The sequence below is a fragment of the Niveispirillum sp. FG148 genome (assembly GCF_057809655.1).
Genome location: NZ_JBMDKJ010000002.1, coordinates 188491 through 209700, shown reverse-complemented (window position 1 = coordinate 209700; position 21210 = coordinate 188491). Strand labels below are relative to the sequence as shown.

23 protein-coding genes are annotated in these 21210 nt (G+C 65.0%); 12 read left to right on the top strand and 11 right to left on the bottom strand.

Annotation, left to right across the window (positions count from 1 at the left end; all coding sequences use genetic code 11):
- Nucleotides 1-24 precede the first annotated feature (24 nt).
- From ACODTW_RS02835 to ACODTW_RS02825, 3 genes are read right to left on the bottom strand one after another with little or no spacing between them, the layout of a single operon-like run.
- Complete coding sequence (locus ACODTW_RS02835; RefSeq protein ID WP_488944364.1) at nt 25-456, bottom strand: nuclear transport factor 2 family protein; 432 nt, start codon at nt 454-456, stop codon at nt 25-27.
- Nucleotides 453-848: a nuclear transport factor 2 family protein gene (locus tag ACODTW_RS02830; RefSeq protein ID WP_488944363.1), complete on the bottom strand. Its 396-nt coding sequence runs from the start codon at nt 846-848 to the stop codon at nt 453-455. The genes ACODTW_RS02835 and ACODTW_RS02830 overlap by 4 nt, the downstream gene beginning before the upstream one ends.
- Nucleotides 849-867: 19 nt before the next feature.
- The gene (locus ACODTW_RS02825; RefSeq protein ID WP_488944362.1) at nt 868-1356 is read right to left on the bottom strand and encodes a DUF3237 domain-containing protein; all 489 of its coding nucleotides are present in this window, start codon (nt 1354-1356) and stop codon (nt 868-870) included.
- Between the two features lie 170 nt (nt 1357-1526).
- Here ACODTW_RS02825 and ACODTW_RS02820 point away from each other — a divergent pair, with 170 nt between their 5' ends.
- The 4 genes from ACODTW_RS02820 to ACODTW_RS02805 all read left to right on the top strand — a co-directional run bounded on the left by ACODTW_RS02820 (nt 1527) and on the right by ACODTW_RS02805 (nt 5860).
- Nucleotides 1527-3203 (top strand): CocE/NonD family hydrolase, encoded by a 1677-nt coding sequence (locus ACODTW_RS02820; protein ID WP_488944361.1) that lies wholly within the window; start codon nt 1527-1529, stop codon nt 3201-3203.
- Nucleotides 3204-3214: 11 nt separating this feature from the next.
- A complete protein-coding gene (locus ACODTW_RS02815; RefSeq protein ID WP_488944360.1) occupies nt 3215-3697 on the top strand; it encodes a DUF3237 family protein in 483 nt (160 codons plus the stop codon).
- A gap of 83 nt (nt 3698-3780) precedes the next feature.
- Nucleotides 3781-5193, top strand: coding sequence for a flagellar hook-length control protein FliK (locus ACODTW_RS02810; RefSeq protein ID WP_488944359.1), 1413 nt, complete (start codon nt 3781-3783; stop codon nt 5191-5193).
- A 13-nt stretch (nt 5194-5206) separates the two neighbouring features.
- On the top strand, nt 5207-5860 hold the full coding sequence (locus tag ACODTW_RS02805; protein ID WP_488944358.1) for a flagellar hook assembly protein FlgD: 654 nt from the start codon (nt 5207-5209) through the stop codon (nt 5858-5860).
- 84 nt (nt 5861-5944) lie between these two features.
- Here the strand turns inward: ACODTW_RS02805 and ACODTW_RS02800 are convergent, their stop codons facing one another.
- The 5 genes from ACODTW_RS02800 to flgF all read right to left on the bottom strand — a co-directional run bounded on the left by ACODTW_RS02800 (nt 5945) and on the right by flgF (nt 9428).
- Nucleotides 5945-6370, bottom strand: a complete 426-nt coding sequence (locus tag ACODTW_RS02800; RefSeq protein ID WP_488944357.1) for a hypothetical protein — start codon at nt 6368-6370, stop codon at nt 5945-5947.
- Nucleotides 6371-6386: 16 nt separating this feature from the next.
- The gene (gene flgH / locus ACODTW_RS02795; protein WP_488944356.1) at nt 6387-7115 is read right to left on the bottom strand and encodes a flagellar basal body L-ring protein FlgH; all 729 of its coding nucleotides are present in this window, start codon (nt 7113-7115) and stop codon (nt 6387-6389) included.
- 28 nt (nt 7116-7143) lie between these two features.
- Nucleotides 7144-7815, bottom strand: a complete 672-nt coding sequence (gene flgA / locus ACODTW_RS02790) for a flagellar basal body P-ring formation chaperone FlgA (RefSeq protein ID WP_488944355.1) — start codon at nt 7813-7815, stop codon at nt 7144-7146.
- Between the two features lie 5 nt (nt 7816-7820).
- Nucleotides 7821-8606, bottom strand: a complete 786-nt coding sequence (flgG, locus tag ACODTW_RS02785) for a flagellar basal-body rod protein FlgG (protein ID WP_488944354.1) — start codon at nt 8604-8606, stop codon at nt 7821-7823.
- Nucleotides 8607-8678: 72 nt separating this feature from the next.
- Nucleotides 8679-9428 (bottom strand): flagellar basal-body rod protein FlgF, encoded by a 750-nt coding sequence (gene flgF, locus ACODTW_RS02780; protein WP_488944353.1) that lies wholly within the window; start codon nt 9426-9428, stop codon nt 8679-8681.
- Between the two features lie 124 nt (nt 9429-9552).
- Here flgF and ACODTW_RS02775 point away from each other — a divergent pair, with 124 nt between their 5' ends.
- The 6 genes from ACODTW_RS02775 (at nt 9553) to ACODTW_RS02750 (ending at nt 17501) form a co-directional block, all read left to right on the top strand.
- Entirely contained in the window at nt 9553-11460 is a 1908-nt protein-coding gene (locus ACODTW_RS02775) for a hypothetical protein (RefSeq protein ID WP_488944352.1), read from the top strand.
- A gap of 69 nt (nt 11461-11529) precedes the next feature.
- A complete protein-coding gene (gene motA, locus ACODTW_RS02770) occupies nt 11530-12414 on the top strand; it encodes a flagellar motor stator protein MotA (RefSeq protein ID WP_488944351.1) in 885 nt (294 codons plus the stop codon).
- Between the two features lie 2 nt (nt 12415-12416).
- The gene (locus tag ACODTW_RS02765; protein WP_488944350.1) at nt 12417-13433 is read left to right on the top strand and encodes a flagellar motor protein MotB; all 1017 of its coding nucleotides are present in this window, start codon (nt 12417-12419) and stop codon (nt 13431-13433) included.
- Between the two features lie 209 nt (nt 13434-13642).
- On the top strand, nt 13643-14935 hold the full coding sequence (locus ACODTW_RS02760; RefSeq protein WP_488944349.1) for a flagellar hook protein FlgE: 1293 nt from the start codon (nt 13643-13645) through the stop codon (nt 14933-14935).
- A gap of 34 nt (nt 14936-14969) precedes the next feature.
- Nucleotides 14970-16439, top strand: coding sequence for a flagellar hook-associated protein FlgK (gene flgK, locus ACODTW_RS02755; RefSeq protein WP_488944348.1), 1470 nt, complete (start codon nt 14970-14972; stop codon nt 16437-16439).
- A 3-nt stretch (nt 16440-16442) separates the two neighbouring features.
- Nucleotides 16443-17501: a flagellin N-terminal helical domain-containing protein gene (locus ACODTW_RS02750; RefSeq protein WP_488944347.1), complete on the top strand. Its 1059-nt coding sequence runs from the start codon at nt 16443-16445 to the stop codon at nt 17499-17501.
- Here ACODTW_RS02750 and map read toward each other — a convergent pair.
- The 3 genes from map to ACODTW_RS02735 form a co-directional block, all read right to left on the bottom strand.
- A complete protein-coding gene (gene map / locus ACODTW_RS02745) occupies nt 17492-18280 on the bottom strand; it encodes a type I methionyl aminopeptidase (protein ID WP_488944346.1) in 789 nt (262 codons plus the stop codon). The genes ACODTW_RS02750 and map overlap by 10 nt on opposite strands.
- Complete coding sequence (locus tag ACODTW_RS02740; RefSeq protein ID WP_488944345.1) at nt 18277-18489, bottom strand: ParD-like family protein; 213 nt, start codon at nt 18487-18489, stop codon at nt 18277-18279. Before ACODTW_RS02740 ends, map begins: the two co-directional genes overlap by 4 nt.
- Nucleotides 18490-18719: 230 nt before the next feature.
- Nucleotides 18720-19508, bottom strand: a complete 789-nt coding sequence (locus ACODTW_RS02735) for a response regulator transcription factor (RefSeq protein WP_488944344.1) — start codon at nt 19506-19508, stop codon at nt 18720-18722.
- Between the two features lie 273 nt (nt 19509-19781).
- On the opposite strand from ACODTW_RS02735, the gene ACODTW_RS02730 reads away from it, so the two are divergent.
- The gene (locus ACODTW_RS02730; protein WP_488944343.1) at nt 19782-20906 is read left to right on the top strand and encodes a flagellar basal body P-ring protein FlgI; all 1125 of its coding nucleotides are present in this window, start codon (nt 19782-19784) and stop codon (nt 20904-20906) included.
- Complete coding sequence (locus ACODTW_RS02725; RefSeq protein WP_488944342.1) at nt 20906-21208, top strand: rod-binding protein; 303 nt, start codon at nt 20906-20908, stop codon at nt 21206-21208. Before ACODTW_RS02730 ends, ACODTW_RS02725 begins: the two co-directional genes overlap by 1 nt.
- Nucleotides 21209-21210 lie beyond the last annotated feature (2 nt).

Below are 21210 nucleotides of genomic sequence, written 5' to 3'. Positions count from 1 at the left end.
ACAGGTCTGCCTTGGTCGATGCCGTCAGCCTGCATCGTCCAAACGCTTCCATACCCGCCGGAACACGGTGGCGCGGATGCGGCTGAACCGGCCCTGGTCCAGGTCGTAAAAGGCAAAGCTGTTAATATACATGCGGTCGCCCTGCCGCATCGGGCCGGAGGTGAAGTCCGGCACATCGGTCACGGCCAGGAATTCGGATTCCAGCTCGGCAGCCAGCATGGCGTCACTGGCAAAACAATCCAGGACCTTGATGGTGCGCCGGGTCACGCGGCGGACGCCGGTATAGAACTGCACAATCTGTTCCCGACCACGCAGCACCCGGCCGTTGCCGATGGTCAGGCAGATATCGTCGGCATAGTAGGAACAGGCGGTTTCAAAATCGCCGGCGTTGAAGGCCGCGATATAGCGGGCGAAGGCGGCCGGTGCATCCGGCATAAAGCTGACGGGCGGGTTCATGGCGCTGCCTTGCAGGGGGCTGAGCGGATACGGATGAAGCGGCCATCGGCAATGTCATGAAACACGAAACTGACAACCGACCGCCATCCCCCATCGTCCAGCAGCACGTCCGGGAAGTCGGGCGCATCCCCCGGCGCTTCCAGTGTCGTTCTGATTTCAGCGGCGATGCGGCCGGGCCGGTCGACATAGTTCAGCACGGTCAGTGTCCGGCGGACACGGCCCTGGAACTGGCGATAATGATCAAGCACCGCCTGGGCCGACCGGTATTCCATATCGTCTTCTGTCAGATGCAGGTCGGGGGCCAGGAAACCGGCCAGTGCCGCCAGATCCCCGCGGTTCTGTGCATCGATATAGCGGTTGAACCAGTCCCTTTGATCGGTATCGGTCATCATTGCCGCTCCGCCGGTTTGGTCACAGGATGGCGTAATAGCGGAACAGCGAATGGTCGGGCGCGTCATCTTCCGTCAGTTTCGGCCGGCGCTGGCCCACGCCCACGATGACCGTCCGGTTCAGCCATTCATGCGGGCCGTCCGGCGCGCGGAAATAGGGGGTGCAGCGGAAATAGGGCGTCAGCGGCTCATGCCCCGGCCGTTTCAGGGGTCCGTGCACATAACCCAGGTTGCGGATATAGATCAGCGCCCCGTCATCGGCCTGGATCATGTAATGGGCGTTCAGTTCCACCACGCCGTCGGTGCGGATCACGGGCCAGTCGGCACCGCTATGGTCGACCAGCTTGCCATTCAGGCGGGGCCCGCTGACGGTGCAGTCCGCCCCCACCGAGGTATAGCCGTGGTTGGGGCCGCCCTGATGGATGGCGCCCGTCGCCCAGCGGCGGTCGAAATTGATGCGGATGTCGAAAACATGCTCATAGCGCAGGGCCAGCGGATCATGATCCGTCATGGTGCGTATCCTCCCGTCATTCGTTGAGAAATCAATATTATCATCGATGGACGCTTGCAAGGGGGTGATTTTCAATTATGATGATTAATCAATGAATGATGGGCGGCCGGCGCTGTCACCGCCCGGATAAAGCCGAAAAGACGCTGAAAAGACAAGGGACGGAGACGGGCATGCCCGACGCTTTCGAATTGAAGATGCTCCCTGGCCGGGACCCTTCGAAAAACCCCTACAAGCCGCCGCTGCCGCCCAAGGATTATGCCCGGATTGAGGAGGACGGGCTGGTTTTCGAACGCAACCTGCCCGTGGTGATGCGCGACGGTGTCACCATCTATGTGGACCTGTACCGCCCACAAGGCCCGGCGGGGGAGCGTGACCTGCCCGTGCTGCTGGGCTGGAGCCCCTATGGCAAGCATGGCAAATCCGCCAATCTCTGGCCGCCCGCGGGGATCGAGAATGGTTGGAATTCCCGCCATACCGCGTTCGAGGCGCCAGATCCCGCCTATTGGTGCCGGCATGGCTATGCAATCTGCTATCCCGATCCGCGCGGCGCTTGGCTGTCGGAAGGCGAACTGCGCCATAACGGCATCGGGGAGGGGGAGGATTGCTACGACCTGATCGAATGGCTGGGCGTACAACCTTGGTGCAACGGCAAGGTCGGGATGACCGGTGTCTCCTATCTGGCCTGTATCCAATATCTGGTGGCGCCGCTGAAGCCGCCGCATCTCGCCGCCTTGAACCCCTGGGAGGGGTTTTCCGACTGGTATCGTGAGTTCGCCTGCCATGGCGGTATCCGCGAGACGAATTTTGTCGAGCGGGCGACGATGAGCGTGAACTGGTCGACGACGCGGACGGAGGATACGGCCGGCAATGTGAAGGCCCATCCCCTGATCGACGCCTATTGGCACAGCAAGGAGACGGACCTGTCGGCCATCGATCTGCCGACCTTTATCGTCGCCAGCTGGTCCGACCATGGGCTGCATACGCGCGGCACGCTGGAAGCCTATAAGCAGATGGCGACGGACCAGAAATGGCTGCTGGTGCATGGCCAGAAAAAATGGCGGCATTATTACACGCCGGAGAATGTGGAGCTGCAGCGTCAGTTCTTCGACCATTTCCTGAAGGGGCAGGATACGGGCGTCCTGCAATGGCCGCGCGTGCGCATCCAGGTGCGGGAGAATGGCAGCGAGGGGGCGTTCCGGGATGAGGCTGAATGGCCCCTGACCCGGACGCAGTACCGGCCGCTCTATCTGGATGCCGGCAGCGGCGTCATGGCGGTTGAGCCGGCAGCGGAGGCGGCGGAAGCCCGCTACGATGCGCAAACGGGCAGTACCCGCTTCGACATCGTGTTCGATCGGGAAACGGAACTGACCGGCCATTTCAAGCTGCGCCTGTGGGTGCAGGCCGATGGGGCCGACGATATGGACCTGTTTGTCGGCCTGGACAAGATCGACCAGTCTGGCGCGCGTGTCCCCTTCACCTTCTATGCGCTTTATGATGATGGTCCCCTGGCGCTGGGCTGGCTGCGGGCGTCGCACCGCGCGCTGGATGACGTGAAATCCACGCCCTGGCAGCCCGTGCATCCCCATGACCGGGAGGAGCCGCTGCCCGCCGGAACCCCGGTGCCGGTGGAGATCGAGATCTGGCCGACGTCGGTGCATTTCGCAGCGGGGGAGGGGCTGCGCCTGACCGTGCAGGGGGGCGATATCTATGACCAGGACCGCTATGGTCTGGCCTTTGCGCGGCACGAGGATCTGCGCAATCACGGCCAGCATATCATCAAGACGGGCGGGCCTTATGACAGCCACCTTCTGGTCCCCGTCATTCCCGCCGACCGTTCCCTGATTTGAAAGGAAGAAGAATGTCTGTGCCCCATCCCTTTGCCCCGCAATTCGAATATGCCTTCTCCATCGGCATAACCCTGACCAAGCCCTATTGGCTGCGCCCCACGACCATGGGGGCAACCCGCGCTGCCATCTATGCCGCCGAGGGCACGGTGGAAGGCCCCGGCATCAAGGGGCGGGTCGTGCCGATGAGCGGGGGGGACTGGCCGCTGCTGCGCCCCGACGGCGTCATCGATTTCGATGCGCGCTATCTGCTGGAACTGGACGACGGGACCATCATCTATCTGCAGAACCGCGGCTATCGCTGGGCCTACACGCCGGAGGTGGCGGAGCGGATGTCCCGCAACGAACCTGTGGACCCGTCTGAATACTACATGCGTGTATCGCCGAAGTTCGACGTGCCGGCCGGCCCCTATGACTGGCTGGCCAAATATGTCTTTGTCGGCGTGGCGGAAAAGATCCCCGGCGCCAACCGCATTCATTATTTCAAGGTGCTGTGACGGGCCTGCGGGGCCGCTGTAAAACCGCACTTAAACATGCGGGTCTATCCTGATGGTCCAGAACGACCATCCGGGTGGACCCCATGCAACTCCAGTCCCTGTTGTCCTTTGCGGCTACACCGGCGCCCGGCGCCGGGACGGGCCCGATGGTGGCCGCGACCCCGGCCGGAGCCTTCGGGAGCATTGTCGAGGACATGGTCCGCAGTCTGGGGGCGGGGCTGGTCAAACCGGCCGGCCCGCAGCAGGCGGTCGAGTTGGCGTCACCCGGCCTATCGACCGACGATGCCGTTCTGGCAGGGCTGATGCAGGCGATGGGCCTGGTTGCCCAACCGATGCAGCCGACACCGCTGGCGTCTGACCTTTCCGTTTCGGGGGTGGTGGCGGGCACGCCAGCCGGCGGGGACGGAACGACCCGGCCGTTGTTGGGTGCGGGTGAGGTGGCCACCGGTATGTTGCAACCTAGCCTGCGGCCGGTACTGACCGGCGCAACCCCTGGCATGCCGGATAGCGGCGGTGCATCGGGTGCCGCACCCGTTGCCGCCAGATTCGGACCCGGCGGGCCGGCTTCGGGTGTTGCGGAATCTGGCGGTGGCGATGCGGCCGATGCGGCGATTGTCGCCACCATTCCCAATATGATCACACTGTCCGGGCTTCCGGCCGTGGTTGCTGCACAAACGGTGTCGGCGCCACCGGCAACCCCGCCACAGCCGGCGGCAACGGCTTTGCGGACCGATGCGACATCGCAACCAATCATCCCCCTCCCGGCGAACGAGCCGCCGGGGGAAAAGGAGACAGGACCGGATCGCCGGGAAACCCCCGACGGCATGAATACCGCGGTTACCGGTGGGGTTAAATCACCGAAGCCGATGGCCGCGGTCGAATTCCGTCCGCCCGTTACCAGACTCGCGTCTGCGCACGGCGCATCCGGTGACGCTGCGGCGCCGGCGACCGACGCCGTCCCCTTGCCGTCGGGCGGGACGGCGCCCCCGTCGTTGATGACGCCGGCCGTTGCCGATAGCCTTCAGGTGGTCCCGCGCGACCAGCCACCCCCTGCCGTGCTGGCGTCCCGTCATGCGACGGGTGCGCAGGGTGGCCCCGGCCTGCAACTGGTCGGGCGGATCGAACAGGCCATCGCCAAGGAACAGACCACGCTGACCGTGCAACTGGACCCCGAACATCTGGGCCGGGTGGAGGTGAAGCTGGAACTTCAGGATGGGTGGGTCACGGCCATGATCGCGGCGGAAAAGCCGGCAACGCTGGACCTGCTGCAACGGGATGCCCGGCTGATCGAACGCACCCTGCAACAGGGCGGCATGCAGGTGCAGCCCGACGGCCTGCACTTCTCGCTGCGGGAAGGCGGTGGTCAATGGACCATGTCGGAGCAGGGGCGGCGCGGCGCGCAGCTTTATGGTCAGCAGGCGCTGGCCGCGCCCAGGCCCGACCCGCTGACACCCGTCCTTTATTGCACAGACAGTCTTGTGGATATCCAGATCTGAGGGGTTTGCCATCATGAGCACCGTTACCGGCGTCGACAGCACCAGCAGCGCGGCTACCCAGGCGGCCCAGGCCCGCCTGACCACGGACACGCAATCCTTCCTGCGGCTGCTGACCGCGCAATTGACCAATCAGGACCCGTTGCAGCCCGTCGATCCCACGCAATGGGTGACGCAGCTGGCCCAGTTCTCCTCTGTGGAACAGCAGGTCTCCTCCAACAACATGATGAGCCAGGTCCTGTCCGAGCTGCGCACCGGCGGCGACCGCGCGGATATGAGCTATATCGGGCGTACGGTGGAGGTGGTCAGCGATCAGGTGGGCGTGAAGAACGGCCAGCTGAACGCCACCTACACCATTCCGGAAGGGGCCAGCACCGTGCAGATGATGTTGCTGGACAGCCAGGGCAACCTTGTCCACAGCTTCGATGCCGACATGTCGGCGGGCACGCATGATCTGTCCTGGAACGGGGTGAAGGCCGATGGCAGCACCGTGGCGGACGGCAGCTACACCTTGGCGGTCGATGCCCGCGACGCCAATGGTGAAACCCTGGACACGTCCGTCAGCACCCTGTCCAAGGTGGCCCGCGTCCGGCGGGAGGAGGCGGGCACCGTGTTTGAGCTGGAAAGCGGGGCGCGGGTGGATCGCTATGACATTGTTTCCGCTGCCTGAGGGAGGCGTCCCCAAAGCAAAGAGCCGGTGGAATGCGGGATGCCCTTTCCATCGGCCCTTTGCTTTGGTCCCGGCGGCGGGGCGTCAGGCTGGCTTGCGCCGGTTTTCCTGCAAGATTAGCTTGGTCAGGGTCAGTTTGCGGATATTGCCACCCGTCACCTCGCTCGCTGCATGCAGAAGCCGGGCCTGCAGCGCCGGTGGATCAATGATGCCGGGCTGCATGCCCCCCTGCGCGCCGATATCGTAAAGATCGCCCAGCAGCCGGTCCCGCACCAACGGAAGGAGCGGGGCGCCATTGCTGCCCGGCGTCAGTTCCAGGCTGATCTCCACCGCAACGAAGCCTGTGATGTGGCCTTGGCCCCAGACAGGCACGATCATGGCGATGGGCAGGGCGGCCGCAGGCGCCACCATTTGCGGACGGTCGATCAGGACCGTGCTGGCACCATAGCCGCCGGCGAAGGCGGTAAGGCCCGCGACGGCGGCCAGGATGGTCAGCTGCATCTTGTTCATGGGCAAACCCGTTACGTCAGAAGGGCAGGATCGCGTCCAGCACCTGCTGGCCGACGCGGGGTTGCTGCATGTCGGTGATCTGCCCGCGCCCGCCATAGGTGATGCGGGCCTCCGCGATCTTTTCGTAAGAGACGGTGTTGCGGGTGGTGATGTCCTGGGGACGGATGACGCCGGCGATGCGCAACTCCCGCAGTTCGAAATTCACCCGCATTTCCTGCCGCCCGGCGATGACCAGATTGCCGTTGGGCAGGATGTCGGTCACCACCGCCGCCACCTTCAGGCTGATATTTTCCTGCCGGTTCACCGCCCCGGCGCCATTGCTGCTGCCGCTGGAATTCAGGTTCACCAGCTTGTCCGGGTCGACACTGTTGGGCAGGGCCGTTTCCAGCCCGAACAGGTTGGGTACGCCCATGGCCTCGCCGGCCCCGCGTGAGCGGGAGGTCTGGTTGCTGATCCGCGCCTGTTCGGCCATGTCCACTTCTACTGTTACGATGTCGCCGATCTTGCTGGCCCGCAGATCGCGCAGGAAGCCACGCGCATCCGCTTCCCACAGCGATGCGGCCTGGCGCATGGTGGTGGAGCGTTCCGGCATGGGCATGGTGACGCCCGTGGCTTCGGCCTGACGGCGGGGATTATCGATGGGCGTCATGTCGGGGACCCGGCCCAGATGGTCGAAATGCCCGGTGCAACCCGACAGCAGCAGCGGGAGCAGGGCCAGCAGGCCCGTACGGCGGGGAAAGGGCATGATACCGTTCCTCTATCGTATCGATTGATCATTCTGTGGTCGAAACGGTAGCTGGCCCCGTGACCGTCCCGGTCAGAGTGCGGTTGCTGTCCAGGTTCTGCACCCGGATCTGGTCCCCCACCGCGCCATTCGCCAAGGCACGACCCCGCGCCGTGATCAGCAAGGCCCCCTGGCGATATTCCAGGGTCACCGGCTTGTTGCGGATGACAGCCGTCTGCGCCACAACCGAATTGTCGGGCACGGGCCGGCCGGGCGACAGCACGCGCCGTGCCGTCTGGCCCAACAGGGCGTGCTTGTCCGTGATGGTGCGCTGACCCACCTGATCGGTGCGCATCGCGGTCATGGTCAGGTCGGCTTCCCCGATCACTTCCCCCGGTGACAGGCGGCGGGTGGGGACGGGGATCTGAAGCTCCGTCCAAAGCTCTCCCTCCACCCGCTGCCGCCGGCCGGGGCCGGCCAGGATGGCGGCGAAGCGCCGGCCGCTGCGGTCGATAGTCAGCGTCTCCACCGCCGCAACCTCTCCCGTCACGGGCGTGGCGATGCGCAGGTGCAGTTCCCCCTGGCCCAGCGTGGGGCCAAGGCGTTCCTGAAGGGCCGGGCGCAACAAGGCCTCTGCCGCGTCCTTCTGCGCCAGGGCCGGGGTGCAGAAGGCCAGCAGCAATCCGGTCACGGCCAACGGGGGGAACAGCCTGCGCATCATCGTCCTCACCGCATCTGGACCAGGGTGTTCAGCATCTGGTCGCCGGCTTCCACCGTGCGGCTGTTCATCTCGTACGCCCGCTGGGCAGAGATCAGGTTGGTGATTTCCTGCACGATATTGACGTTGGAGGATTCGACATAGCCCTGGCGGACCGTGCCAAAGCCCGGCTGGCCCGGCAGGCCCAGGATCGGCACACCCGATGCGGGGGTTTCCAGGTACAGGTTGCTGCCCACCGATTCCAGACCGGCTTCGTTTACGAACATGGCGATGTCGAACTGGCCGACATTCTGCGGCTCCGTCTGGCCCTCGATATAGGCCAGCACCTCGCCATTGCTGTTGATCATCACGTCGCGGGTATTTTCCGGGACGGTGATGCCGGGGCTGACCTCGTGCCCGTCGGTGGTCACGATGGTGCCTTCGGGCGACAGCTTGAAATTGCCGGCGCGCGAATAGGCCGTCTCCCCCGTGGGCAGCGTCACCAGAAAATAGCCGCGCCCGTCCAGGGCCAGGTCATAATCGCCTTCGGTCTTGGTCAGCGGCCCCTGCACATGCTGGCGCGCCACGGTGCCGGGCTTCACGCCCAGACCCAACTGGATGCCCGTGGGCACGATGTCCCCCTGGTCGGAGGAGGTGGCGCCCGGCCGCAATTGCGACTGGTACATCAGATCCTGAAATTCCGCGCGGGACCGTTTGAAGGCGACGGTGTTGATGTTGGCGATGTTGTTGGAGATGACCTCCACATTCATCTGCTGGGCCATCATGCCGCTGGCGGCAATGTCGAGCGTGCGCATTTTGTGATCCTTTTCGTGCGCCATCAGGCGCCGGGCCGGCGGTCGCCAGCATTCTGGGTGGATGGCTGACCATCAGGTCGCGGGCCCGCCGAGCTTGTTGATGGTGCCGCGCTGGCGGTCATTCTCCGCCTCCGTCAGTTTCACGGACTGGCCGTAGGCGCGCGTCAGGTCGATCAGCCGCACCATTTCCACGATGGGCTGCACATTGGAACCTTCCAGGGCGCCTTGCACGATGGTGACGCCCATCGCCGGCAGGGCCTGGCCACTGGCGGTGACAAGCCCGTCGCCACCGCGTTGCAGCCCTTCCGCCCCCGGCAGTGAATAAAGCCCGATGCGACCCAGTTCCACCGACTGGGCGCCTTCGCTGCCTTCCACCTTGTAGGACAGGGTACCGTCGGCGGCGATGGTGAGCGGCCCCACATCCTCCGGCACGGTGATGCGATTGCCGGCATCATCCAGCACAGGGGCCCCGTCTACGGTCACCAGATCGCCGTCCGCCGACCGGCCCAGACGCCCGTCACGGGTGTAGCGCGCCCCTGCTGGCGTTTCGACCTGCAACCAGCCATCGCCGCGGATGGCGATGTCGAATGGGTTGCCCGTCGTGGTCAGGGCGCCTTCGCGCGTGTCGGTATAGGTGGCGCGGTCGATCACAAAGGCCGTCGGATCGGCGCCACGGCCCATGCGGCTGACGAAATCGTCGAAGACCGGCCGTTCCGCGCGGAAGGCCTGGGTATTCATGTTGGCCACATTGTTGGCGGTCACGTCCAGCATGCGGCGCAGCGCCATCTGCTGCGACAGCGCGACATAAAGCGCGTTTTCCACGGGGGGAACCCTCCGGCTTCGCTGGCGCCCTGCAATCCCCGATGCGAGGGGGCGCCGCTTTGAACCGGCTTTAATGTGCAGCGGCTAGGTTAAATCCGGGTTCAAGATCGGCTGCGGTGGGGCCATGAGACAGTTTTTGCGTGTCCTTCTGACGTCCGTGCCGGTGGGGGCGGGCCTGGTCGCCCCTGGTCTGGCGGAACAGGCCCCGACACCCCCGGCGGTTACGGCCATGGTGGTGCCGGGCCGCAAGCCGCCGGTCCCGGCCCTGACGGCGGCAGAAGCGGAATTCGCCCGCAAGGCCGTTGTCGATGGCGCACGGGAGGCGGCCACACCACCCGCCGGCAAGCGCCCCAAGGGAACCGCCAGCGCGTCCACCAGTGGTCGTGACGCGCGTCGACCCGATCCAGCCTGGGGCGGCGGGCCGTCGCTGGTCGACCTGAGCGGCTGGCGTCAGGCGCCCTATCTGGAGCATCGTGACCGGTTGCGGTCGGCCCTTTCCCTGTCGGACCATGATCCGGCGGCGCTGCGCGATCTGGTGCGCTTCCAGCTTGCCTGGAACATGGCGCCGGAAGTCCGGGCCACCCTTCAGGGGCGCGCCGCCACGGAGGAGGATCAGGTGCTGGCCGCTATTGCCGCCGTCCTGGCCGCTCCGCAGGACGCACAGGCCGATCGGCTGCTGACCAACCAGTCGCTGCGGGCCGCCGATGGCCCCCTGTGGGCGTCCGTGCTGCTGCAACGGCGGGGTCAGGGGCGGGAGGCGGTTCTGTACCTGCCCAAGGCTTTGCGGGCGCTGCCCGCCCTGCCGGCAGAGATGCGGCGGGATCTGGGGCTGGACCTGCTGTCCATCGCGGCCGATGCCGGCCTGGACGGCATGGCCAGGGTCATCGCCCGCAGCATCGAAGCCGATGACAACGATCCCGTGATCAAGGCAAGGCTGCACGAGGCGGTGGGACGCCTGCATGCGGCGGCCGGCCGGGCCACGCTGGCGCTGACACAATGGGATCAGGCGGCGGCCCTGGCCGGCACCGATGCCGCCCGCGCCCGGCTGGAAGCCATCGCGATGCGGGTGGAGCGCGGCGAGCGGACGCAGGCCGAACGGGTCACGGCCCTGGATGCGGCCGTCCGGGATTGGCCCGGAACGACGATCGAGGCGGAAAGCCTGTGGCAGCTGGCCCTGCTGGCCCAGCAGCGATACGACCCGCTGACGGCGCTGGAAAAGCTGCGTCTGCTGGCCCTGCGCTTCCCCGACCGGTCCCCGGCCGAGCGGGCAGCCGCCGCCGATCTGGCGGTGCAGATATTCGACCACTTGGCCAGCGCCGCGGCGAAAGATATCCCCCTGCCTGACCGTATCACTGCCTATCAGCGCCACCGCGACCTGTTGCCGTCGGAGCCGGTGGGCTGGGATGTGCGTCGGCGTTTTGCGCGCATGCTGTCGGATGCCGGCGCGCAGCGCATCGCCATGGAGGAATTGCAGGCGCTGGTGGCGCCGTTGCCGGCGAGGGAGCGGCCGGCTATCCTCCATGATCTTGCCGCCCTGGAGCTGGCGGCCGGCGACGCGGCGGCCGCGCTGGTGACCCTGGAGGGGGTGGAAGACCCAACACCCGCCGAAGCCCAGCGCGGCAAGGAGCTGCGCGCCCGGGCCCTGCTGATGGCGGGCGACAGTGCCGGGGCCATGGCGGTCATGGCCGATGGCAAGGACCCGGCCGCCCTGGCCGTGCGCGCCGATGGCTTGTGGCAGCAGGGCAAATGGGGCGAGGCGGCGCGGAATTACAAGGCCCTGGCCGCCGAGCGCCCCCTGTCGCCGGACACGGCGGCGCGATATGCCCTGGCCGCCATGCTGGCCGGTGATCCGGCAGCCGGGTCCGTCATCGAAGGGCAGGGGGACGCGCTGGACGGGCGCCGATGGGGCGACGATCTGCTGCTGCTGGCCCGGCCAGTGCCGGGGGCACAGGCGGGTGAACGCGACCTGCGCGGCCTGCTGGATGATGCGCAGGCGCTGGGTCGGCTGGTGCGGCCGGCCGGCCCCAACTGAAAACCGGGTTTAACCCGGCCTTGTCAGGATGGGGCCTCCTGAACGTCGCCTTGCCCTGGAGTTATCGCGATGAACCTTCTCATCGGTGCTGCCATCGTCTTCGCCTCCGTCCTGGGCGGGTTCCTCGCCCTGGGTGGACACATAACGGTTCTGTGGCAACCATTTGAAGTGCTGATCGTCTGCGGCGCCGCCCTGGGCGCCTTCGTCATCGCCAATCCCTGGCAGATCATCAAGGACACGGGCACCAGCCTGCGCGCCCTGTTCCGGGGCACCGCCCATCGCCGTGCCGATTATCTGGAACTGCTGGCCCTGCTTTATACGGTGCTGCGCACGGTGCGGACCAAGGGTCTGATGGGCCTGGAAAAGGATATCGAGCAGCCGACGGAAAGCGCCCTGTTCCAGCAGTTTCCCCGCACGCTGGAACAGGAACGTGCCGTCACCTTCATGACCGACTATCTGCGGCTGATGTCGCTGGGCGCCGACCGCGCGACGGAGATGGAGGCGCTGATGGAGGAGGAACTGGTGACCCTGCACAAGGAACTGCACCGGGCGCCGCGCAGCCTGCACACCATGGCGGAGGCGCTGCCGGCGCTGGGGATTGTGGCGGCCGTGCTGGGCATGATCAAGGCCATGGGCGCTATTTCCGCCGCCCCGGAGGTGCTGGGCCAACTGATCGGCGGGGCCATGGTCGGCACCTTCCTGGGCGTTCTGCTGTCCTATGGCGTCATCGGACCGCTGGCCAGCGCCATGAACCGCATGCGGGACGAGGAGATGAAATTCTTCCATTGCATCAAGGCGGCCCTGGTTGCGCACCTGCACGGATCAGCTCCGGCCGTAGCCGTGGAACATGCGCGCAAGGTGCTGTTCGCCGAAGTGCAGCCCACCTTCCATGAAGTGGAGAATGTCACCACCAACGCCGCCCAGCGCATGGGCGAGCGCCAGCGGGCGGCCTGACCATGGCGACGACCGGACGGCTTCCCCGCACCAGCATCGTCATCCGCCGCCGCCATCATGTCCATGACGAGGACCAGGAAAACGGATCGTGGAAGATCGCCTATGCCGACTTCACGACCATGATGATGGCCTTCTTCATGTTGCTCTGGCTGGTGAACATCACGTCGCCGGAACAGAAGGAAGGCATTGCCGACTATTTCAACCCGATCAGCGTTTCCAGCAGCAATTCCGGGGCGGACGGGCAGTTGGGCGGCCGAAGCGTTGCCACCAGCGGCGCCCTGACCAGCAGTGCCAGCAGCGCCTGGGAGAGCATTCCGGCTGCGCGCGTCCCCGCCCTGTCACCCCCCGGTCCGGATGCGCAGGTGCTGGAAGGCGAGGCCGGGAAGGGCAAGGCGGGCCAGGCCGGAACGGATGCCGGCAAGGGTGACCTGAACCTGGGGGAGGTGGCCAACGGTGCCATCCCCGTGGGCGAGGAGATCGATCCCGGGCTGGCGCAGCAACTGGCCGGTGTGGCCGCCGAACAGGCGGCGTTCGAGAAGATCGAGACGGATCTGCGCGCCGCGCTGGCGCTGGCCGGGGAACTGGCCGAGCTTTCCGACAATCTGATCTTCGACATCACGCCCGAGGGTCTGCGCATCCAGATCACCGACCGGCCGCATTTTTCCATGTTCGATGTGGCGTCGGTCGAACTGAACAGCCGGGCGGCCGCCCTGTTGCAGGTGGTGGCGCAGGCATTGGCCCCGGTGCCCAACCCGGTTGCCGTGGCCGGCCACACCGATGGGCGGGCCTTCGCGGCCAGCGCCCGCTATGGCAATTGGGAACTGTCATCCGACCGGGCCAACGCCGCCCGCCGCATCCTGGCCGCCAATGGCATCGCGTCCTCGCGGATGGCGCGGGTCGAGGGGCTGGCCGATACGCTGTACCTGTTCCCGGAGGCGCCGGAAGATCCGCGCAACCGTCGCATTTCCATCACCCTGCTGCGCCGCGTGCCGTTGCCCACGGGCGTAAAAGTGAACTGAACCATCGTCGCCGGTTTTATCCGGTTTTAAGCGTGACGCCTTATCGTGAAGGGCGGTGGGAGAACCCACCGGGCGGAACGTCGGCGCTGAAGCGCCTCCCGGCCCTGTTGCGCGACCCGGCCCCGCTTGGGCCCCGATGGTCGTTGTAACGGACATCATCCCCGATGCCACGGCACCTTTAACCGACCAGCCAAGCGGAGTCCGTCCCCATGAGCATTTTCAGTGCAATGAACTCGGGAGTCAGCGGTCTTGCGGCGCAGAGCGCCAAGTTCAGCGCCATTTCCGACAATATCTCGAACTCCGGTACCGTCGGCTACAAGCGCACCAATGTGCAGTTCGCCACCCTGGTCACCAACAATTCCAGCGCCGGCACCTATTCTGCCGGTGGTGTCGAAGCCTCGCTGCGCACGGAAGTGTCGCGCGGCGGCATTGTCACCCGGTCCACGGTCGCCACCGATCTGGCCATTTCCGGCAATGGCTTCTTCGTGGTCGGCACCGAAGCTGATGGCCAGGATGTGCAGGGCACCACGCATCTCCTGACGCGCGGCGGTTCCTTCCGCCCAGACAGCAGCGGCAATCTGGTGAATACGGGTGGCTATTACCTGCAAGGCTGGCCGTTGGATACCAACGGCAATGTCGTTGGCGGAAACCCGTCGCGCACCAGCTTCGACGGCCTGGAAACGGTCAGCCTGGGCAAGATCACCGGGTTGGCGAAGGCGACGACGGCCATCAATTTCACCGCCAACCTGCCGGCCAGCATGACGGGCCAGACCCCGGCGGCGGCCCCGTTTTCCACCTCCATCGACTATTACACACCGCTGGGCTTCACCAACAAGCTGACGATGGAATGGCAGCCGTCGACCGTTGCCAACCGCTGGACCCTGAACATCAAGGATGGCAACAACGTGTCCCTGGGCACCGTCAATATGGAATTCAGCAACGGCATCTCCTCCACCATTCCGGCGGGTACCTTGTCCTCCATGACGGCGGGTTCCGGCGTCACCGTGAACAACGGGACCATTTCGCTGACGGTGGCCGGGCAACCGATCAAGCTGTCCATGGGGCAGATCGGGGAGAATGGCGGCCTGACCCAATGGGGTGACCAATATGCGCCGGGCGCCTTCGGTAAGGACGGGGCCGGCTACGCGCCGCTGGACCGGGTGGAAATCGGTGATGACGGCATCATGACCGCCATCTATCGCAACGGTCTGCGCCAAGCCGTCTATCAGATCCCTGTCGCCAATGTGACCAATCCCGACGGCTTGCGGCGCATGGATGGCAATGCCTTCCAGGTCAGCCGGGAGTCCGGCGATTTCTACCTCTGGGATGGTGGGGCCGGGTCGGCCGGAACCATTGATGACGGGGCGCTGGAAAGCTCCAATGTCGATATCGCGGAGGAGCTGACCAGCATCATCGAGACGCAGCGCGCCTATTCCTCCAACGCCAAGATCATCCAGACCGCCGACGAGATGATGGATGAGATCACGCGCCTGATGCGCTGAGCCAACGTCCAATTTCGTCAGAAAGGCAGCGACCATGAGCATCGGTCTTGCTCTCCAGACAGCGCTGAGCGGCCTGCAGGCCAATCAGGCCAAGTCGGCCATCCTGTCCCGCAACATCGCCAATGCCGCCACACCGGGCTATACCCGCAAGGAGGCGGTGCTGACCTCCGTCTCCATCGGCGGGGAGGGCAGGGGCGTGCAGGTCAGCGACGTGCGTCGCAGCGCCGATGCCTCGTTGGCCCGCGAGCAGCGGGTGCAGGCGTCGGCTGCCGCCGCGCAGGCGGCGCGGGCGGAAATCCTGTCGGTCTATACCCAGACCATCGGACAGCCGCAGGAGGAACGCAGCCTCAGTTCCCGGCTGGCCGCCTTGGAACAGGCCTTCTATGGTCTGGAAGACCTGCCCGACAGCCCGACCCAGCAGCGCGCCGTGGTCGATGCCGCTGTCAATCTGGCCAGCGGGTTGGGTGATGCCAACACGGCCGTCGCGTCCGCCCGCGAACAGGCCGATGCCGGCATCGGCGATGCGGTCACCAGCATCAACGGCGCCTTGCGCCGGCTGGAGGAACTGAACCGGCAGGTGGCCGTGCGGACCGGCAGCGGCCAGGACATTTCTGAACTGGATGACGAGCGTGACCGTCTGCTGGACGGGCTGTCGGAGCAGATCGACATCCAGTATTTCACCCGCGATGCCAATGCCGTCGTCGTGATGACGACGGGTGGCGTCACCCTGCTGGACGAACAGGCGCGGCAGATCGACTTCTCCCGCACGCCAGTGATTGGCGCCAGTGCCGGATATCCCGGGGGTGGTCTGTCCGGCCTCACCGTTGACGGCATCGACATTGCCCCTGGCAGCGGCTATCCCAACGCGGTCAAGGGCGGAAAGCTGGAAGGTCTGTTCGCTGTCCGTGACCAGATCATGCCGGAGATGCAGCGCCAGATTGATGAGATTGCCAGCGTCCTGACCGACCGGTTCCAACAGGCCGACGCATCGGTTACCGGGACCGCCCCGGCCGATACGGGCCTGTTCACGGAAAATGGTACTGCCCATGACCGGGCCGCGGGCAATATTACCGGCATGGCCGGGCGCATCCAGGTCAATGACCGGGTGCGGCTGGATCAGGGCGGTGATCCGGTGCTGGTCCGCACGGGCCTGCACAGCGCTGGTGGCAATGTCGGCGACACAGGGCAGGTCCGGGCCTTCCTGGGGGTGTTCGGCAGCATTGTGAGCTTCGACACCACGGCCGGGCTGATGGCCAGCGGCACCGTCAAGGATTTCGCCAACGCCGCCATCGGCCAGCAGCACACGGTGCGCGCGGCGGCGGAAAGCAACGCGAAATCCCTGGATATCCAGCTTGAAACGGTGCGCGCCACCCGCGAAGGGCGGGAGGGTGTGAATATCGACGAGGAATTGCAGGAACTGATCGTGCTGGAACGCAGCTATGCCGCGAATGCCCAGATCATGCAGGCGGCCAGCCGCATGCTCGACAAGCTGTTGGAGATCTGATCCATGACACTCAGCACCATTTCGACCCTGTCGCTGGCCCGCCAGACCCGCAACAATGTCCGGGTGACACAGACGGAGATGCAGACCCTGCAGCAGGAACTGTCCACCGGTCGCAAGATCGACGTGGCGGGCAGCCTGGGCAGCCGTGCCGCTGCCTTGCTGGACCTGCACAATGTCCGCAATGAGATCGACCAGTTCCAGACCGCCATGGCGTCACAGGCATCGCGGATGGTGGCCATGCAGGACGCCTTGACCGTGGTGGGGGAGACGACGTCGAAGGTCCGTGATCTGGCGCTGGCCGCTTCGGGCGGGGGATCGGAGACCACGTCGGCCGTCATCGACAATGCGGCCAAGGACGCGCTGCGCACCGTCACCAACATGCTGAACAGCTCCATGGGCGGGCGGTTCCTGTTCGGCGGCACGCGTTTCGATCAGGCACCCATCCAGGCGGGGGACCAGGTGGCCGCTTCCGGCCTGTCGCCCAATGCGGCGGTTCAGCAGGTGCTGACGGCGGCCGGGCCCCTGACGACGGCCGCTGATGTCGATGCCATGATCGACGGGCCCAATGGCCTTACCGCCCTGTTCAATGATACACGCGTCCCGGCGGCCGGCAATTTCTCCAACACCTTCTTCCATGGGTCCACCGCTACGGTGGTGGCGCGGGCGGAAGGGTCGGTCACCATCACCTATGGCGCCACGGCCGGCGATCAGGCGGTGCGCGACCTGTTGAAGGGGCTGCATCTGCTGCGGTCCGTGCCGTCCGACAGTGTGCCGGAGGCAGCCTATCAGCGGGTGGCGGAACGAGCCTGGGCCATGATCAACGGCGCCACGGCGCAACTGACGGAAACGCAGAGCATCCTGGGCCTGGAACAGCAGACCATCCAGCGCACGCAGGACCGGCTGGAGGTGGAGCAGACCCTGGTCGCCACCCAGATCGTGAAGCTGGAGGAAGCCGATCCCTATGAGGCGACACTGCGGCTGGATGTGCTGCGCAACCAGTTGGAAGCCACCTTTGCGGTGACCAGCAGCCTGGGTAAATTGTCGCTCGCCAATTACCTGTGATCGGTGGCGGACGGTCCTGGCTTGCGTTCATCCGGGCGCAGCGTCAGGACCGACACGCCGGTGGCGGTGACGGCCACCGTATGTTCGAACTGCGCCGACAAGGATCCATCCTGCGTCACGACGGTCCAGCCATCATCCTCGGTCTGCACAGCCCGCCCACCGCGGTTGAGCATCGGTTCGATGGTGAAGACCATACCTTCGCGCAGGGTGAGGCCGGTACCCGGCCTGCCAAAATGCAGGATCTGCGGGTCTTCATGCATCTCCCGGCCGATACCGTGGCCGCAATATTCCCGCACCACGGAATAGCCGGCGCGCTTGGCATGGCGTTCGATGGCATGGCCGATATCACCCAGCCGGGCGCCGGGGCGAACGGCCTTGATCCCCATCCACAAGGCGTCATAGCTGGTCTGGACCAGCCTTTTGGTGGCAGGATCGACCGTACCGACCAGGTAGGTCTTGCTGCTGTCGGCGATATAGCCGTTCTTTTCCAGCGTGATGTCGAAATTGACGATGTCGCCATCGCGCAGCACGGTCGATGAAGAGGGCACGCCGTGGCAGACCACCTCATTCACCGATGAGTTCAACACAAAGCCGTAGCCGTACTGCCCCTTGCTGGCCGGCCTTGCCTGCAAATCGCAGACGATGAAATCTTCGACCAGGTCATTGATTTCAAGCGTCGATTTGCCGATCAGCACTGTCCGGTCCAGCCATTCGAAGACCGATGCCAGCAGCCGGCCGGATTGGGCCAGCAGCGCCAGTTCCCAGGGTTCCTTGATCATGCGGCGTTGACGGACAGCGATGGGGCCGACACGCCCGCAGCGTTCAGCTCCCGTTCCATGATCTGGGTGAAGCTCAGCGTCGGATTGGTCTCACACAGCATGCCGATCTTGATCCAGAAGGCAGCCTGCGCATTGATCGACCGGTAGGTGACCTTGGCGACCCGACGAAGCTGATCATGCAGGTCATCCTCGATATTCACGATGCCCATTGAAGGCTCCATATATGGTTCATATATGAACCATATATAAGCTTGCCCGTGAAAAGCCAAGCGCTGTATCGGGCCGGGGGAGGCTTCTGCCGTCACCCCAGCCCTTGTCATGGGTACGAACCGGCGGTTCGACCGGCCGGCTTTCCCTATTCCTCGGCGCAACCGCCATGGACGATCAACAATGCCGCCCGGGCCAGGCGCTTGCGGCCCCGGCGTTTCATTCACGGCAATCAGGCGCTGGCACTGGCTCCCGAACGGGCCCCGGCACGGATCAGGGCGGCAGGGATGGAAGGGACGGACTTGATCAGCGCCGGCTCGCCGGCATCGCGATCATCTTCGACCGGGGCTTCGAATTTATAGCCGCGGCCATACACCGTCTCGATATATTTGTCGCCGCCGGTCGCTTCGGCGATCTTCTTGCGCAGTTTGCAGATATAGACGTCGATCACCTTGTCCAGCGGATCGGAGCCGGACAAGGTATAGACCGTCTCATAAATCTTTTCCTTGGACACGACGCGCCCGACATTCAGCGCCAGAATGCTGAAGATCGCATGTTCGCGGTGCGACAGCCGCAGGCGCTGCCCATCCACCGCCGGGTCGCGGCCGTCCAGAAACACGGTCAGGCGGCCCACGGTCAGTTCCGGGGAACTGTGGCCGTGGGAACGGCGCCGAACGGCGTGCAGCCGCGCCTCGATCTCCTGCGGATTGATGGGCTTCACCAGCACATCGTCGGCCCCCGCCCGCAGGTGCTGGATGGTCGAGGTGACGCAGCGATGTTCCAGCAGGCTGACAATGATCATCGGCCCCACCACAGCCCGCAAGCGTGAGATCAGGGTTTCGGCGCCGGTCACACCACTGACCAGGATCGCGTCATAGTTCTCCAGTGATCCGTCCCTTTCAGCAATCGGCGTTTCCACGCTGCTCTGTGACTGCTGTTCGCACCGAACGCCGACGCGGCTGATGGCACGGCTGATGGCACCGGCGATGGTCTGATCGTTCTCGATCAACAAGACACGCATTGCCCCACTCCTGATTTGAGTAAAATTCTACAGGAATTTTACGAAACTGTTGAAAGCAGAAGAAAAACTTCTAATTTGTTTGTATTTCCACTCTATATTCGCCTTTCGTTCTGCTCGAATAGAGCAATGTCTACGACGAACGTTGCAGTCAAGATGATAGTGACTCAGATAATTAAATGGATATTAACGCCGCGAGTAAGAACCTCTTGGAAAAGCCGCTTTAACCCTGCTGTGCCATGGTGACGACATTGGATACATCTTAAGGGGTCGGAAATGGTTGTGCGCCGCCATGTCCGTAGCTTTCTCTGTCTTGCCGCCGCCATGCTGATGGCCCAGCCGGACGCCGCATTTGCCCAGATGCGCATCAAGGATCTGGTGGAGGTCGAGGGGGTCCGCGGCAATCAGCTTCTGGGCTATGGGCTCGTTGTCGGGTTGAACGGCACGGGTGACCGGTTGCAGAACTCCCCCTTCACCCAGCAAAGCCTGGAAGGCATGCTGGAACGGCTGGGCGTGAACATCACCGGCCTCAATGTGAAGACGCGCAATGTGGCGGCGGTGATGGTCATGGCGGAACTACCGCCTTTCCCACGCCAGGGCACGCGTGTCGACGTTTCCATTTCCACCATGGGGGATGCCAAAAGCCTGGCCGGCGGCAATCTGATCGCCACCCCGCTGATGGGGGCAGATGGCAAGATCTACGCCGTGGCCCAGGGGCCCGTCGCCACGTCGGGTTACGCCGTGGAAGGGGCGGCGGCCAGCGTCACCAAGGGCGTGCCCACCTCCGGCCGGGTTGCCAACGGGGCGATCGTGGAGCGGGAAGTGGATTTCGATCTGGACTCCCTGGAGCGGGTGCGGCTGGCGCTGCGCAACCCGGATTTTTCCACCGCCAACCGTATCGCCACCGCCGTCAACCAGAACCTGGGCAGCGATACGGCACGCGCGACCGACCCGACCACAGTTGACCTGCTGGTCCCGGCGGCCTATCGCGGGGATATCGCTGGCCTGCTGACGCGCATCGAAACCATCGCCATCAAGCCCGATCAGGTGGCGCGCGTCGTCATTGATGAACAGTCGGGCACCATCGTGATGGGCGAGAATGTCCGGATCAGCACCGTCGCCATTGCCCAGGGCAATCTGACGGTGCGGGTGGAGGAAACGCCCCAGGTTTCGCAGCCTGGCCCGTTCGCGCAGCAGGGCCAGACCGTTGTCGTTCCGCGCACGAAGATCGCCGTGGATGAGGGGGAGGGCAAGCGCCTGAACATCCTGGATGGCGGGGTTTCCCTGAATGAACTGGTCAATGGCTTGAACCGGCTGGGCGCCACGCCGCGCGACATCATCGTCATTTTGCAGGCGATCAAGGCCGCCGGTGCCCTTCATGCCGAACTGGAGGTCATGTGATGGAGATTGCTAAAATCCAACCGAACCGCCGCCCGGCCCCGGCCGTGGGGGCGCTGTCCAGCAACGATGCCACAGAGGCGGCCCGGAAGTTCGAGGCGCTGCTGTTGCAGCAGGCGCTTGATTCCATGTTCGAAGGTGTCGCCACGGATGGCCCCTTTGGCGGCGGATATGCGGAGGAGGTGTTTCGCGGCATGATGCTGGAGACGGTGGCCGACAATATGGCGTCCGCCCATGGTGGCTTTGGCATCGCCGGCCCTGTTCGCGCGCAGATCGCGCAATATGGCCAGTCGCAGGAGGGCTGAAC

Excerpts from the sequence above, each read along its gene's own strand:
- ACODTW_RS02835 (WP_488944364.1), bottom strand. The coding sequence starts at position 456 with ATGAACCCGCCCGTCAGCTTTATGCCGGATGCACCGGCCGCCTTCGCC.
- ACODTW_RS02830 (WP_488944363.1), bottom strand. The coding sequence starts at position 848 with ATGATGACCGATACCGATCAAAGGGACTGGTTCAACCGCTATATCGAT.
- ACODTW_RS02825 (WP_488944362.1), bottom strand. The coding sequence starts at position 1,356 with ATGACGGATCATGATCCGCTGGCCCTGCGCTATGAGCATGTTTTCGAC.
- ACODTW_RS02820 (WP_488944361.1), top strand. The coding sequence starts at position 1,527 with ATGCCCGACGCTTTCGAATTGAAGATGCTCCCTGGCCGGGACCCTTCG.
- ACODTW_RS02815 (WP_488944360.1), top strand. The coding sequence starts at position 3,215 with ATGTCTGTGCCCCATCCCTTTGCCCCGCAATTCGAATATGCCTTCTCC.
- ACODTW_RS02810 (WP_488944359.1), top strand. The coding sequence starts at position 3,781 with ATGCAACTCCAGTCCCTGTTGTCCTTTGCGGCTACACCGGCGCCCGGC.
- ACODTW_RS02805 (WP_488944358.1), top strand. The coding sequence starts at position 5,207 with ATGAGCACCGTTACCGGCGTCGACAGCACCAGCAGCGCGGCTACCCAG.
- ACODTW_RS02800 (WP_488944357.1), bottom strand. The coding sequence starts at position 6,370 with ATGAACAAGATGCAGCTGACCATCCTGGCCGCCGTCGCGGGCCTTACC.
- flgH (WP_488944356.1), bottom strand. The coding sequence starts at position 7,115 with ATGCCCTTTCCCCGCCGTACGGGCCTGCTGGCCCTGCTCCCGCTGCTG.
- flgA (WP_488944355.1), bottom strand. The coding sequence starts at position 7,815 with ATGATGCGCAGGCTGTTCCCCCCGTTGGCCGTGACCGGATTGCTGCTG.
- flgG (WP_488944354.1), bottom strand. The coding sequence starts at position 8,606 with ATGCGCACGCTCGACATTGCCGCCAGCGGCATGATGGCCCAGCAGATG.
- ACODTW_RS02775 (WP_488944352.1), top strand. The coding sequence starts at position 9,553 with ATGAGACAGTTTTTGCGTGTCCTTCTGACGTCCGTGCCGGTGGGGGCG.
- motA (WP_488944351.1), top strand. The coding sequence starts at position 11,530 with ATGAACCTTCTCATCGGTGCTGCCATCGTCTTCGCCTCCGTCCTGGGC.
- ACODTW_RS02765 (WP_488944350.1), top strand. The coding sequence starts at position 12,417 with ATGGCGACGACCGGACGGCTTCCCCGCACCAGCATCGTCATCCGCCGC.
- ACODTW_RS02760 (WP_488944349.1), top strand. The coding sequence starts at position 13,643 with ATGAGCATTTTCAGTGCAATGAACTCGGGAGTCAGCGGTCTTGCGGCG.
- flgK (WP_488944348.1), top strand. The coding sequence starts at position 14,970 with ATGAGCATCGGTCTTGCTCTCCAGACAGCGCTGAGCGGCCTGCAGGCC.
- ACODTW_RS02750 (WP_488944347.1), top strand. The coding sequence starts at position 16,443 with ATGACACTCAGCACCATTTCGACCCTGTCGCTGGCCCGCCAGACCCGC.
- map (WP_488944346.1), bottom strand. The coding sequence starts at position 18,280 with ATGATCAAGGAACCCTGGGAACTGGCGCTGCTGGCCCAATCCGGCCGG.
- ACODTW_RS02740 (WP_488944345.1), bottom strand. The coding sequence starts at position 18,489 with ATGGGCATCGTGAATATCGAGGATGACCTGCATGATCAGCTTCGTCGG.
- ACODTW_RS02735 (WP_488944344.1), bottom strand. The coding sequence starts at position 19,508 with ATGCGTGTCTTGTTGATCGAGAACGATCAGACCATCGCCGGTGCCATC.
- ACODTW_RS02730 (WP_488944343.1), top strand. The coding sequence starts at position 19,782 with ATGGTTGTGCGCCGCCATGTCCGTAGCTTTCTCTGTCTTGCCGCCGCC.
- ACODTW_RS02725 (WP_488944342.1), top strand. The coding sequence starts at position 20,906 with ATGGAGATTGCTAAAATCCAACCGAACCGCCGCCCGGCCCCGGCCGTG.